Below are 13,255 nucleotides of genomic sequence, written 5' to 3'. Positions count from 1 at the left end.
TAGCTGCCTGGAGGCATCCGGCTAACCGGTCAGCGGACCAGGCACGGACGCTTCGGGTCGAAAGACCAGTCCGGCACCAGGTACTGCATGGCGGCGGCATCATCCCGGCTGCCCAGTCCATGCTCGAGATAGAGCTCATGGGCTTCGGCCAGCCTGCCGCGGTTCAGCTGAACACCCAGCCCCGGCGCGGACGGCACCTGGATTTCGCCGCCCCGGATTTCCAGCGGTTCCTGGGTCAGTCCCTGGCCGTCCTGCCAGATCCAATGCGTGTCCAGGGCGGTGATCTCCCCGGGAGCCGCGGCGCCCACCTGCGTGAACATCGCCAGTGAAATGTCGAAGTGGTTGTTCGAGTGTGATCCCCAGGTCAGGCCAAACTCTGAGCACAGCTGGGCCACCCGGACGGAGCCGGCCATGGTCCAGAAGTGCGGATCGGCCAGCGGAATGTCGACGGCGTTGGTGCGCACCGCATGGGACATTTCCCGCCAGTCGGTGGCGATCATGTTGGTGGCGGTGCGCAGGCCGGTGGCCCGGCGGAACTCCGCCATGACCTCCCGGCCGGAGTAGCGGCCCTCGGCCCCGCAGGGATCCTCGGCGTAGGCAACAACGCCCTCCATTCGCCGGCCCAGGCGGATGGCGTCCTCGAGGGGCCAGCCGCCGTTGGGATCCAGCGTGATCCGGGCTGCCGGGAAACGCTCCTTGAGTGCGATGACCGCGTCCACCTCGGCATCGCCGTCGAGCACGCCGCCCTTGAGCTTGAAGTCGGCGAAGCCGTACTTCTCGGCGGCGGCCTCAGCCAGTGCCACCACCGCCTTGGGCGTCATGGCCTCCTCGCGCCGCAGCCGTTCCCAGTTGTCGGTGCCCTCCGGTTCCCGCAGGTACTGAAGATCGGTGGCATCCGGATTGCCGATGAAAAAGAGGTACCCCAGCATGGGCACCGCGCTGCGCTGCTGGCCGTCACCCAGGAGCTCGGCAACGGGGACGCCCAGGAACTGGCCGTGCAGGTCCAGCAGCGCTGATTCAATTCCGGTTACCGCGTGGACCGTGGTGCGCAGGTCGAAGGTCTGTAAACCCCGCCCGCCGGCGTCGCGGTCGGAGAACCTCACCGCGATTTCCCGGAGCAGGCTGCGGAAACGGGCCACCGGCCGGCCCGTGATCAGGGCGCCGGCTTCTTCGATGGTCCGGCGGATGCTCTCTCCGCCGGGCACCTCTCCCAGCCCGGTCCGGCCGTCGGAATCTGTCACGATGACAATGTTGCGGGTGAAAAAGGGGCCGTGGGCACCGGAGAGGTTCAACAGCATGGAGTCATGTCCGGCTACCGGAACCACTTCCACCGCGGTGATGGACGGCTGTGTGGTCATGCGTTGCCTCCGGCGGACTCCATGCTGCCGTCCAGCAGCCGGTTAAGCTTCCACGGGTTTTCCTGCTGCAGGGGAGCGGGCAGGAGTGCGTCCGGGATGTTCTGGTACGCAACCGGGCGGAGGAACCGGTCGATGGCCAGGGTGCCCACGGAGGTGGTGCGGCTGTCGGACGTGGCGGGGAAAGGCCCGCCGTGCACCATGGCGTGGCCAACTTCCACCCCTGTGGGCCAGCCGTTCACGAGGATGCGTCCGGCGCGGCGCTCGAGGAGCGGCAGCAGGGTGCGGGCGGCCGGGTAGTCCGGCTCGGCCAGGTGCAGGGTGGCCGTGAGCTGGCCCTCCAGCGCCTGGACGGCGTCGGCCAGTTCGTCAACTGACGAGTAGCGGATGACCAGCGACGCAGCACCGAAGATCTCCGCCTGCAGCGCATCATTGGACAGGAAGGTAGCCGCATCCGTGGAGTAGATGGACGGCGCCGGGGCGTTGAGGGTGTCTCCCTCACTGCCGGCTGCCAGCAGTTCGACGCCGGGCTGGCCGGCCAGGGCGGTGACGCCGTCCTGCCAGGACGAGGCAATGCCCTGGGTCAGCATGGTCTGGCCGGAGGCAGCTTTTACTGCCTGCGCGACGGCGGAGACAAAGCAGTCTCCCGCTTCACCGGTGGGGGCAAAGAGCAGGCCGGGAGCCGTGCACAGCTGCCCGGAGGAGCCGGTCACTGAGGTGACGTAGGCACTGCCCAGGGCCTCGGCGTCGTCGGCCAGCGCGCCCTCGAGGACAAAGATGGGGTTGATCGAACTCATTTCCGCGTACACGGGAATGGGCTCGGGGCGGTTGGCCGCAGCGTTGACCAGGGCCATGCCGCCGGACCTGGAGCCGGTGAAGCCCACGGCCTTGATGGCCGGATCGGTTGCCAGCGCCTGGCCAATCACGGCGCCGGGGCCGTAGACCAGGGAGAAGACGCCCGGATGAAGGCCCAGGGAGCTGACGGCGTCGGAGATCGCCCGGCCGGTGATCTCGCCGGTGCCGGGGTGTGCGTTGTGGGCCTTGACTATGACCGGGCAGCCGGCGGCCAGCGCGGATGCGGTGTCTCCGCCCGCAGTGGAGAAGGCCAGCGGGAAGTTGCTCGCGCCGAAGACAGCCACCGGACCCAGCGGGATCCTGCGCTGGCGGATGTCGGCCCGGGGCATGGGGGTGCGCTCGGGCATTGCCGGGTCCACCCGGACGCCGCGGAAATCCCCCTGCCGGACAACGGCGGCGAAAAGCCGCAGCTGGCCGGTGGTGCGGGCGCGTTCTCCGGTGATCCGGGCCTCGGGGAGTCCGGTTTCCGCCATCGCGCGCTCAATCAGCGCGGGACCGGCAGCTTCGATGTTGTCGGCAATGCGCTCCAGGAATGCGGCGTGCGTTTCCGGGTCCAGGGTGCTGAAGGATGCGTAGGCTTCCTCCGCCGCCGCAGTGGCGGCGGCAAGCTGTTCGGTGTCGAGGAGGGAGTATTCCGGCTCGAGCTTCCCGCCCGTGGCGGGGTTGACGCCGGAGGCGGCGCCGCCGCGGCCGGTTACGGTCTTCCCGGCGATGATGGAATGGCCGGTGAGGATCTGGTCAGCAGGCATGGATGCTCCTTGTCGTTAGTTCTGGTCAGGCGCGGGCAGCGGCAGCGGATACGTTGGGGCTGACGCCGGCCCGGGAGATGAGGTCCGCCAGGTCGGCGAGGTCCTGCTCCGAGAGGTCCTGCAGCGGCGGGCGCACTGAGCCAACGTCACGGCCCACGGCTTTCAGCCCGCCCTTAACAATGGACACTCCGTAGCCCTTGATCCGGTCACGGATATCAATGTAGGGCAGGACAAAGCGGTTCAGTTTTTCCGTGACGGCGTCCCGGTCCTGGTTACGGACGTCGCGGTAGAACTCGAGGGCGAATTCGGGAACGAAGTTGTACATCGCGGAGGAGTAGGTGCTCATGCCCAGCTGCAGCAGCGGCAGTGCGAAGGTCTCGGCCGTGGGCAGGCCGCCGAGGTAGAAGAGCCGGTCACCGTTGGCCGCGTAAACCTTGGTGAGGTGTTCGATGTCGCCCACCCCGTCCTTGAAGCCAATGAAGTTTCCGTGGCGCTCAGCCAGTCCGGCAACGGTCTGTGCGGCGTAGCGGGCGTTGGCCCGGTTGTAAACGATGACGCCGATGCCCACGGCGCTGGTGACGGCGTCCACGTGGGCCGCCAGTCCGGCCTGGTCGCATTCGGTCAGGTACGGCGGCAGCAGCAGCAGGCCCTCTGCTCCGGCGGCCTCAGCGGCGCGGGCCGAGGCCACCGCCTGGGCCGTGGAACCGCCCACGGACGCCAGTACCGGAACAATGGACCCGGCTTCCTCAACGGCGATGGCAACGGTGCGCTCCAGTTCGGGCTGGGTCAGGCTGAAGCCTTCCCCGGTGCCGCCGGCGGCAAACAGGCCGGCAACGCCGAAGCTGGCCTGCCACGCCAGATGCTCGCGGTACTTTGCCTCGTCCAGCGCAAGGTCGGCGTCGAACGGTGTCACCGGGAAGGAGAGAAGACCGTCTTTGAGGGTGGTGGCTAGTTCGGAGGGCGTGTACTGCGCCATGGTGCATCGTTCCTTAGCAGAGGTGCCGTTGTGGCAGATACGGGAGTGACCCCAGCCTAGGAAGCCTTGTGATGCCTGTCCAAGCCCTCTTTTATATGAACCGATGCCCAAAAGGTATTGAGTGCACAGGTTGCCGGCGGATCACTGCCTAGGCGCCGGATACTCCCAGCAGATCCAGCACGCGGGCCAGCGCCGGGTTGGTGGACTCCCGGTTCCAAATGGCGTGCAGCTGCACCGCATCGGACGCCACGCCCTCCAGCTGCAGATAGGACACACCCTCAAGGTGGAGGGTCCGGGCCGACTCGGGAACTATGGCGACGCCGCGGCCGGCGGCCACCAGTGCGACCATCGTCAGAATCTGGCTGACCGTGTGAACGACATTGTGATGCTCGATCGGCATCAGGCGGACCGCAAGATCATAGAAGTACCTGGCCTTGGTGGGGGAGTGCATGATCAGCGGTGTGTCACGGAGGTCGGCAGCCGTGACCGGCCGCCGCAGGGCATCGAGGGGATGTCCGGACGGGACGGCGAGCCTCAGATCCTCTGAAAACAGCAGGTGGGACTGAAAGCGGTCGGTGTCAAAGGGCGGCCGGGCGAGGCCGAGGTCCAAGTCGCCGTGGGAGAGTGCCTGGACCTGTTCACTCGTCACGAGTTCCTGCAGCTCCACGTCCACTCCGGGCAGCGCCTCGGCGATCTCTCGCAGGATCGGCCCCAGGAGGCTGTATCCGGAGGCAGCGGTGAACCCCAGTCGAATGATGCCGGCACTGCCCTCGGCCATCCGCCTGGCGGTGTTCGGCGCCCGGTCGGCTGCCGCCACGAGTTTCCGTGCCTCCTCCAGGAAGGCGCGTCCGCCGGCGGTCAGCACCACTTTGCGCTTGTCCCGCTCCAGCAGGTCCACGCGGACTTCCCGTTCCAGTTTTTGGATCTGCCGGCTGAGCGGGGGCTGGGTCATGTTGAGCCGGAGGGCAGCCCGCCCGAAGTGCAGCTCCTCAGCCACTGCTATGAAGCTGCGCGCCTGATCCAAAGTGAACATGATGCCTTCCGGGTATTACTCGATGCTGTATTGGGCTTGGACATGCATCATAGTGGTTTTTTAGACTCAGTGATCGAGGCCACACTGCTTACTCTTTTCCCGGCCTGAACATTCTTTCGTTACCTCACCTGGGAGACCCCATGAAACGCCTGTCCACGCGCACCGTAATCGGCACTGCCGCCGCTTCGATGCTTCTGGCCCTGACCGCCTGCGGCGGCAACGTCGGCTCCGGAGATTCCTCCAAGGAATTCCCGTCCGGTCCCGTCACCCTGACCGTGGGCCAGGCGGCCGGCGGATCCAGCGACCTGGTGGCCCGTTCGGTTGCCGACGGCCTGGGCAAAGACCTCGGCGTCGCAGTTCCCGTGGTGAACAAGCCCGGCGCCAACGGCGCCCTGGCCACCCAGGAAGTCAGCGGCAAGAACGCCGACGGTTACAACCTGGTCATGCTCAATGCATCACTGATCACCATCACTCCGCTGGCCGTGTCCGAAAACGAAGCCGTGGACATCGCTGACCTTGATGTGCTGATGGGGCTTTCCCAGGACGACTACGTGCTGGTGGCCAGCCCCGCCGCCGGCGTCAAGACGCTTGATGACATCATCAACAGCCCGGTTGACTTCACCTACGGCACCGCCGGAGTGGGTACCGGATCCCAGCTCGCGCAGAGCGTGCTGTTCAAGCAGGCCGGCATTACCGGCACCGAGGTTCCCTTCGACTCCGGCAACCCCGCGCTGACCGCGGTGCTCGGCAACCAGGTCCAGCTCGCCACCATCCAGCTGGGCGAGGCCAAGCCGCAGATCGACGCCGGAAAGGTTGTTCCGGTGGTGGTCTTCTCCTCGGAGCGCAATACCTACCTCCCCGATGTTCCCACCGCCGTCGAAGAGGGCTATGACGTTCCCGTGGCGCAGTACCGCGCTGTCGCGGCACCCAAGGGCCTGCCCGAAGACGTCAAGGCACGGCTGGTCGAAGGAATCGAAGCCGCCGTTGAAGAGCAGCAGTACGTGGACTTCAACGAGAAGAGCCTGCTGACCCCCAAGGTTATTTCGGGCGAGGAAGTTGTCACTGAATGGACGGCCCTGGGCGAAAAATACCGCTCACTGACCGAAGAGCTGGACATCTCCCTTTCCGGAAACTGATCCACTTCCGGCACCCGCCGGCTGCGCCCCTCCTGCAGCCGGCGGCTGCCGTTTCAGTTCCACACACGCAGTCCAGTTCCCACAGGAGCCCCATGAAGCAAGACCCAGACACAACCGGGCCTCTCCCCGCCCGCGAATCCGCAGTAGCCGATCCGCTCCTCACCGACGACGCGCTGACCCCCGATGAACTCGCCGCCCGCTGGGAGGCCGACGCGCCTCCGCCGGCCGGTGGACTCGCCAATACGGTGTCGGCGCTTGTGGCAGCGGCCCTTGGTGCCGGCGGAGTGGTCATCTCGCTCAACCTCGGCCTGGGTGCGCCGTCGCAGCCCGAACCGGGAATGTGGCCGTTCATTGTCAGCCTCGTCGTGCTCGTCCTGGCGCTGGCCCAGGTGGCGGTTGGCCGGAACGGCGGTGACGGCGAAAAGTTCTCACGGTTCTCACTGTCGACTTTGTTCGGCTTCCTGACCCTGCTGGGGCTGGCCTTCCTGATGCCGGTCATTGGCTTCGAAATCCCATCGCTGCTGCTGAGCCTCGTCTGGATGAAGTTCCTGGGGGGAGAAACCTGGCGTTCGGCCGTCCTCTATTCGTTGCTCGTTGTTGCGGCGTTCTACGGCATTTTTGTCCTGGGCCTGGGGACTTCCATTCCCCACCTGTTTTAACGGAAACGAGCAAGAGTTCACATGGATTTCCTTCAGCCGGTCCTGAACGGTTTCACCGTTGTCCTGGACCCCACCAACCTGCTCTACTGCCTCATCGGCGTTGTTATCGGCATGCTCATCGGTGTGCTGCCCGGCCTCGGCCCGGCCGCGACCATTGCCATCCTGCTGCCCCTGACCTACGGCATTGAACCCGTCACCGCCATCATCATGCTCTCGGGCATCTTCTACGGCGCGCAGTACGGCGGCACGATCACCTCGGTCCTGCTGCGCCTGCCCGGCGAAGCCAGTTCGGTGGTCACGGTCTTCGACGGCTACATGATGGCCAAACAGGGACGTGCCGGAACCGCCCTGGGAATCGCCGCCATCGGCTCCTTCATCGGCGGCACGGTGGCCATTATCGGCCTTACTTTCCTGGCGCCGCTGGTGGCGGGGTTTGCCCTCGACTTCGGACCGCCGGAATACACGGCCCTGGCGCTCCTGGGCATCCTGCTGGTGGCGACCATCAGCAACGGCAGCAAGCTCAAGGCACTCATTGCTGCCGGCATCGGCCTGCTGCTGGCCACCGTGGGCCGCGACTCCTTCACCGGGGCCGAGCGGTTCACCTTCGGCAACCTCAACCTCGCCGACGGCATCGATTTTGTTCCCGTGGCCATGGGCCTGTTCGGGCTGGGAGAAATCCTGCACAGCCTCGAAGAACGCCACCGCGCCGCTTCGGTTCCGGCCAAGGTGGGCAACGTGTGGCCATCCCGCAAGGACCTGAAACAATCCTCCGGTGCTATCGGCCGCGGCTCGGTCCTCGGCTTCTTCCTGGGCATCCTGCCCGGCGGCGGTGCCACGATCGCGTCCATGGCGGCGTACGCGGTGGAAAAGAAGCGCGCCAAGAACCCCGAACGTTTCGGCCGCGGCGCCGTGGAAGGCGTGGCAGGACCGGAAACGGCCAACAACGCCGCCGCCACCAGTTCCTTCATTCCGCTGCTGACGCTGGGCATCCCGGCCAACGCCACCATGGCCCTGATGTTCGGCGCGCTGCTCATCCAGGGTGTTACCCCGGGGCCGCAGCTGGTGGAAAATGATCCGGAGCTCTTCTGGGGCGTCATCAACTCCATGTACATCGGCAACATCCTGCTCCTGATGATGTCCATCCCGCTGGTCGGGATCTTCATCCGCATCCTGCGCGTCCGGGCCGCCATCCTGGCGCCGGTGACCGCACTGATCACCATGCTCGGCGCCTACACCATCAACAACTCCATGTTCGACGTGCTGCTGGTGGTCTTCTTCGGGGCCGTGGGCTACCTGATGAAGAAGTTTGGCTTCGAACCCGGGCCCCTGGTCCTGGCCTTCGTCCTCGGTTCGCTGCTGGAATCCTCGCTGCGGCGTTCGCTCCTGGTCCTCGACGGCGACGTCATGGGCTTCTTCAGCCGGCCGATCTCGGCGTCACTGCTGGTCGTCTTCGTTTTCGTCGCGGTCCTTCCCCTCATCCAGTCCGCTCTCCGGCGCCGCAAGGCCGCCGCGCAGGCGCTGGAACTACCTAAGGAAACAGTATGAGCATCCTTGTCGGATACGTCCCCAGCCCGGTAGGCGAGGCAGCAGCCGAGGCAGCCATCGCGGAAGCCAAGCTGCGCGGGGAGGAGCTGCTGATCGTGAACTCCAGCCGTAAGGGCGCGCTGGTGGAAAAGATGGTGGCATCCCCGGCCGATCTCAAGCGCCTGGCGGAAGCCAGCACTGCCGCAGGGGTCCGCGCCACCGTGCTGCAGCCCAGCCACACTGACGACCTGGCCGAGGAAATCCTTGACCTGGCCCGCGCGCACGATGTTTCCCTCATCGTGATTGGGCTGCGGCAGCGTTCCCAGGTGGGCAAGTTCATCATGGGGTCATCGGCGCAGCGCATCCTGCTGCAGGCTGACCGGCCGGTGCTTGCGGTCAAGCCGGCGCAGGCCGGCTAGGGGTTTGCCCGGCTAGGCTTTTTGCCCGGCGCCGGCCTCGAGCCGGCGCCGGGATCCGGCCAGATGGATGCGCATGGCGGCCGCGGCGGCCAAGGCATCCCCTGCAGTGACGGCATCAAGAACGGCCCGGTGTTCAGCGGACACCGGGCCAATTCCTGTTGCGGACGCCGTTGACGCCTGCAGGCGCTCTCTGGGCATGGAGATCATGGCCGGACCCAGGTTCTGCAGGGCATCGGCAAGGTAGGTGTTTCCTGAGGCCTCCGCCACCGCATGGTGGAAGGCGTAGTCAAACCCCAGGGCCGCGCCGGGATTGCCGCCGGCGGCTTCAAAGTTATCCAGCGCCGCCTCCAGTGCGGCCAGCTGGGCAGGGGTGCGCCGGGAGGCGGCCAGGGCTGCCGCTTCGCACTCAATGGCCGTGCGGAATTCCAGCAGTTCCACCCGCTCCTGCAAGGTGCGCGCGGGGCGGTGGGTGCCGGAGGGATCCGGGGTTGGCGGAACCAGCACAAAGCTGCCGCTGCCGCGGCGGGTGTGGATGAGCCCCTCCGCCTGCAGGCGTGCAACCGCCTCCCGGACCACGGTCCGTGAGACACCGTGCCGGGCAGTCAGCGTGCTCTCGCTCGGAAGCCGGTCGCCGGGGGAGATCCGTCCTTCGACGATGTCCGCCCGCAGCGCGCCAACGAGATCGGAGGTCAGGTGGGGGCTCATCCACTTATCGTCGCATGCGGCTCAGGCAAGCCCGAACTGCACACTGTCAGTGGTCCAGGCACGGGCCTGCTCGCTGAGGCTGACGCCGAGCCCGGGGCGGTCCGGCACCAGCATCCGCCCGTTCTTGGTTTCCAGGCGTTCGTTGAACAGCGGGTCCAGCCAGTCGAAGTGCTCCACCCAGGCCTCGCGCGGATAGGCGGCGGCCAGGTGCAGGTGGATTTCCATGGCGAAGTGCGGCGCCAGGTCCAGGCCCTTCTGATCGGCCAGCGTGGCCAGCCGCAGGAACTGGGTGATGCCGCCAACCCGGGGCGCGTCAGGCTGGATGATGTCGCAGGAGCCCAGCGCGATCAGGCGTTCATGCTCGGCAACCGAGGCCAGCATTTCACCGGTGGCGATGGGAGTGTCCAGTGCACGGGCCAGCTCGGCGTGGCCTTCGGCGTCGTACGCGTCCAGCGGCTCTTCGATCCAGGTCAGGTCGAAGACCTCCAGCCGGCGGCCCATCCGCAGGGCCGTGCTGCGGTCCCACTGCTGGTTGGCATCCACCATGAGCGGGACGTCGGGGCCGATGTGCTCGCGGACGCCGGCCACGCGGCGCAGGTCCTCCGCGGAGTCCGGCAGGCCGACTTTGATCTTGATGCCGCCGATGCCCTCTTCGAGGGACTGGCTGGCGCGGTCCTTGACCTCCTCGAGGGATGCGTTGAGGAAGCCGCCGGAGGTGTTGTAGGTGCGCACCGAATCGCGGTGGGATCCCAGCAGCTTGGCCAGGGGCAGGTTGGCGCGCTTGGCCTTGAGGTCATACAGGGCGATATCCAGGGCGGCAAGGGCCTGCGTGGCGACGCCGGAGCGGCCCACCGAGGCACCCGCCCACAGCAGCTTGGTGTAGATCCGCCCGATGTCATTGGGATCCTCGCCGAGCATGCCCTCGGCCACTTCCCTGGCATGGGCGTACTGGGCGGGACCGCCGGCGCGCTTGGAGTAGCTGAAGCCCAGGCCCTGGTGGCCCTGCTCCGTGGTGATCTCCGCGAAGAGGAAAACCACCTCGGTCATCGGCTTTTGCCGGCCGGTGAAGACCTTCGCATCCGATATGGGCGTCGTAAGCGGAAGTGTTGCCGTGGAGAGTTTCACATGGCGGATGGCATCAGCGGTGTAGGGCATCGCGTTCCTTATCTGAGTGACGGAGTTCACTTATAGTACAAGTTGCATAACTTGTTCTACAAGTTGTTGAAACGTCCCCGAAAGGGAAGGCCCGCCCCGGTAGCCGGAGGAGCAGACAGGGGTCCTCAGAACCTGCCCGAGCTGCCCGCTCCCGAAAAGCTGCCGCCTGAGCTGCCGTAGCCGGTCGAAGAGCTCTGCGCCGAGGATCGGGCCGATTCCACGCTGCTGGTGCCGTGCTGGATGCCGGTGTTGAAGCTGCCCACGGTGTAGTAGAAGTACGCCGGGAAGGCGGTGTCCACGATGCCAGGCCGGTAGCCGTCCCGGTACCGCCGCCCGGGCTGCGCAGCCTTGTCCAGCTCCTCCTGCATGAGCTCACGCTCTTCCTTGGACTTGGTTTGCGCGTTGATCACGGTCTTTGCGTGGTCCTTGAGCCGGTCTGACAGCTCGGCGCGCCTGGCCTTGATGAGGTCCAGCGCCTGCTCGGGGGTGATCCGGTTCTCGGAAAGTGCCGTGGAGGCGTCAGCGAGCTGCTCCCGGGCCTGCTGCCGGAAGGCGCGCAGCGCGTGGGCCGTGGCGGAGTCCTTCTCGGCGGCGTCCTTGCCCACCAGCTGGTCGTCGAGCCGGTCCAAATCCTCGCGGAGGGGCGCGGCTTGACGGTCCCAGGCACGCTCCCAGCCCGGAGCCTTGTTGAGCAGGGCATTGGTGTCCGCAATGACATCGTCCAGGCCGTCCAGTTCCATGGCGGCGTCAGCGTACTTTTCCACCGCTGCGGTGCCGGCCTTGTTTTTCAGGTCCTTGTCGGAGAGCGCATGCGCAGCGTTGTTGAGTTCGGTGGCCTGGTTGTACCGCGTCATAAAGGTCCGGTATTCCTCCAGCACCCGGGCGCCATAGGGAGAATCGGCGGGAATGGTGTTGGCATTGACCTCGGTGGCGTCCAGGTCACGGGTCACGCTGGAATAGCTGGCGTCGGCGTCCGTCAGCAGTTTCCGGTTTTTGGCCAGCCGGTTCCGGCGCACTGCCACATAGCCGATCACTGAACCCAGGAAGCCGAGCACCGCCACGACGGCGACGACGATGGTCGCGGGGGACAGATACCACGGCCGGTTGATCAGCTTGGCGGCCTCCTCGACGGCGGCGATGGTGCCTTCGGTCCAGTTCGCCTCCGCAAAAAGCCCGTTGGTCTGGGTCCGGATGTCCTCCTGCTGGTCCAGGGAGATCTTCCGGTCCTCGCCGTAATAGGTGGCGGTCCAGCGTCCCACCGGGTCCAAGGCGAAAATGAACATCCCGTCGGCCCATTTCTGGCCGTCTTCGCTCAGCCATTCCGGATGCTGGTCCCGGGCAAACCGCAGCACTTCGGCATTGATGACCTGGCCATCCTCATTGTTTGCGGGGCCGTTGTAGGTATAGATGGCTACCGTTGTCGGTTCCCGAAACTCGATGTCCTCCACGGCGGGAATCAGGGTGGCGGTATCCAGCACTCCGGATGTGTCCTCCACGATCACCTCGTCGGGAGTCACAGCGGCTGCGGCCGCGGCACCGCCCGTCAGTGTTATCAGGCTTAGCAGTAAAGCGGTCAGTGCCCGGCGCATGGTTCCCCCGTGTCGGTTGTGGATTTACCGACGAGCCTAGCGCGGATCCTCAGCCGCGTGCAGCCCGCCGGCCTGCAGGTCTTTCTGTGTGACGTCCTGCAGGAAGTCCAGCGTTTCGGCCAGGGTCTGGTGTGCCTCCTCCCGGTTCAAATGGAATTGATACTCGTGGGGCAGTGCGGGCCGGTGGTCTGCGGGCCAAAACCTGGTGCGGACTCCGGTGCCCAGGGCGGACAGGCGGGCTGCCAGCGGAACGGACTGGGACGCGGTTAGGCTGTCCCCGTTGCCGCCGGTGACAAAGGCAGGCGGAAAGGCGGCGGTGAGGTGGCCGAGCACCGAGATCTGCTCGCCGGCCGGTGTGTGGGACCAGTTGCGGCTGCCGCTGTAGGCCCACAGCGCGGTTTTGAAGCCCCAGCCGAGCAGCCCGCGCAGTTCGGCCAGTGCCTGCAGGTCATACACTCCGCAGTGCAGGATCACGCCGCGAAGGTCAGCGGAATCCAGCGGCCGGGGCAGCCGGGTGCTCCGGGCGTAGTCCGGATTGGTGGCCAGCACGGCCAGCTGGGTGGCCAGCTGGGCACCGGCCGAGTCACCCGCGAAAACAATACGGTGCGGGTCCACGCCAAAGTCCGCGGCCCGGGCCCGGAGGAACGCGACGGCTGCCGCCACTTCCCGGACCGCCGAGGGATAGGTGCCGCGCGGCGAGACGGTGTAGTCCACACCGGCAGCGGCAAAGCCGCGGGAGGCCAGGATCCGCAGGTAGGGCTCGACGTCGTGCCGGCTGCCGGACAGCCAAGCTCCACCGGGGATCCACACCACCAGCGGCACCGGCGTTTTGGCGTCCGCCGGGACAAACAGGTCCAGCCGCTTGGAGCCGCCGCTGCCGTCGGGGCACCGCAGCCCGCGGTGCTCACTTACCCCGTCCGCCGGCACATGGGGGCGCATGAGTGCCGCGGTTTGCCGGGCGCCGCGGTAGAACACGCCGCGGATCATCAGGGCAGCGGGCCAGGGGCTGAGCCGGAATCCGGCGGCGGCAGCGGCCGCGGCCGCGGCTGCGGCAAGGAGGGGGAGACGGCGCATGCCATAACCCTAAAGTGCGGCGGCTC

12 protein-coding genes are annotated in these 13,255 nt (G+C 66.6%); 4 read left to right on the top strand and 8 right to left on the bottom strand.

Translation table 11 applies throughout. From position 1 onward, the window contains the following. Positions 1-29: 29 nt before the first annotated feature. From AAE021_RS11615 to AAE021_RS11600, 4 genes are all read right to left on the bottom strand, one after another. Positions 30-1,358, bottom strand: a complete 1,329-nt coding sequence (locus tag AAE021_RS11615; protein WP_342022487.1) for an enolase C-terminal domain-like protein — start codon at positions 1,356-1,358, stop codon at positions 30-32. Further along, entirely contained in the window at positions 1,355-2,959 is a 1,605-nt protein-coding gene (locus AAE021_RS11610; protein WP_342022486.1) for an aldehyde dehydrogenase (NADP(+)), read from the bottom strand. Before AAE021_RS11610 ends, AAE021_RS11615 begins: the two co-directional genes overlap by 4 nt. 25 nt (positions 2,960-2,984) lie before the next feature. Then, entirely contained in the window at positions 2,985-3,935 is a 951-nt protein-coding gene (kdgD, locus tag AAE021_RS11605; RefSeq protein ID WP_342022485.1) for a 5-dehydro-4-deoxyglucarate dehydratase, read from the bottom strand. A gap of 148 nt (positions 3,936-4,083) precedes the next feature. After that, entirely contained in the window at positions 4,084-4,968 is an 885-nt protein-coding gene (locus AAE021_RS11600) for a LysR family transcriptional regulator (RefSeq protein ID WP_342022484.1), read from the bottom strand. Positions 4,969-5,108: 140 nt separating this feature from the next. On the opposite strand from AAE021_RS11600, the gene AAE021_RS11595 reads away from it, so the two are divergent. From AAE021_RS11595 to AAE021_RS11580, 4 genes are all read left to right on the top strand, one after another. Next, positions 5,109-6,104 carry a tripartite tricarboxylate transporter substrate binding protein gene (locus tag AAE021_RS11595; RefSeq protein WP_342022483.1) on the top strand — a complete coding sequence of 332 codons (996 nt, stop codon included), beginning with the start codon at positions 5,109-5,111 and terminating at the stop codon, positions 6,102-6,104. Between the two features lie 92 nt (positions 6,105-6,196). Then, positions 6,197-6,763, top strand: coding sequence for a tripartite tricarboxylate transporter TctB family protein (locus AAE021_RS11590; protein WP_342022482.1), 567 nt, complete (start codon positions 6,197-6,199; stop codon positions 6,761-6,763). A gap of 21 nt (positions 6,764-6,784) precedes the next feature. After that, positions 6,785-8,308, top strand: coding sequence for a tripartite tricarboxylate transporter permease (locus AAE021_RS11585; RefSeq protein ID WP_342022481.1), 1,524 nt, complete (start codon positions 6,785-6,787; stop codon positions 8,306-8,308). Further along, a complete protein-coding gene (locus AAE021_RS11580; protein WP_342022480.1) occupies positions 8,305-8,706 on the top strand; it encodes a universal stress protein in 402 nt (133 codons plus the stop codon). The genes AAE021_RS11585 and AAE021_RS11580 overlap by 4 nt, the downstream gene beginning before the upstream one ends. Positions 8,707-8,718: 12 nt before the next feature. Here AAE021_RS11580 and AAE021_RS11575 read toward each other — a convergent pair whose 3' ends face one another. The 4 genes from AAE021_RS11575 to AAE021_RS11560 form a co-directional block, all read right to left on the bottom strand. Then, positions 8,719-9,411, bottom strand: a complete 693-nt coding sequence (locus AAE021_RS11575) for a FadR/GntR family transcriptional regulator (protein ID WP_342022479.1) — start codon at positions 9,409-9,411, stop codon at positions 8,719-8,721. A 21-nt stretch (positions 9,412-9,432) separates the two neighbouring features. Then, on the bottom strand, positions 9,433-10,566 hold the full coding sequence (locus AAE021_RS11570; protein ID WP_342022478.1) for an L-talarate/galactarate dehydratase: 1,134 nt from the start codon (positions 10,564-10,566) through the stop codon (positions 9,433-9,435). Between the two features lie 125 nt (positions 10,567-10,691). Further along, positions 10,692-12,155, bottom strand: a complete 1,464-nt coding sequence (locus AAE021_RS11565) for a DUF5129 domain-containing protein (RefSeq protein ID WP_342022477.1) — start codon at positions 12,153-12,155, stop codon at positions 10,692-10,694. A gap of 36 nt (positions 12,156-12,191) precedes the next feature. Beyond that, positions 12,192-13,229, bottom strand: a complete 1,038-nt coding sequence (locus AAE021_RS11560) for an alpha/beta hydrolase (RefSeq protein ID WP_342022476.1) — start codon at positions 13,227-13,229, stop codon at positions 12,192-12,194. Positions 13,230-13,255: the final 26 nt, after the last annotated feature.

Origin of the sequence: Arthrobacter citreus (genome assembly GCF_038405225.1) — a bacterium.
Taxonomy (GTDB): Bacteria; Actinomycetota; Actinomycetes; order Actinomycetales; family Micrococcaceae; genus Arthrobacter_B; species Arthrobacter_B citreus_A.
This window is presented reverse-complemented; position numbering and strand designations above follow the sequence as displayed.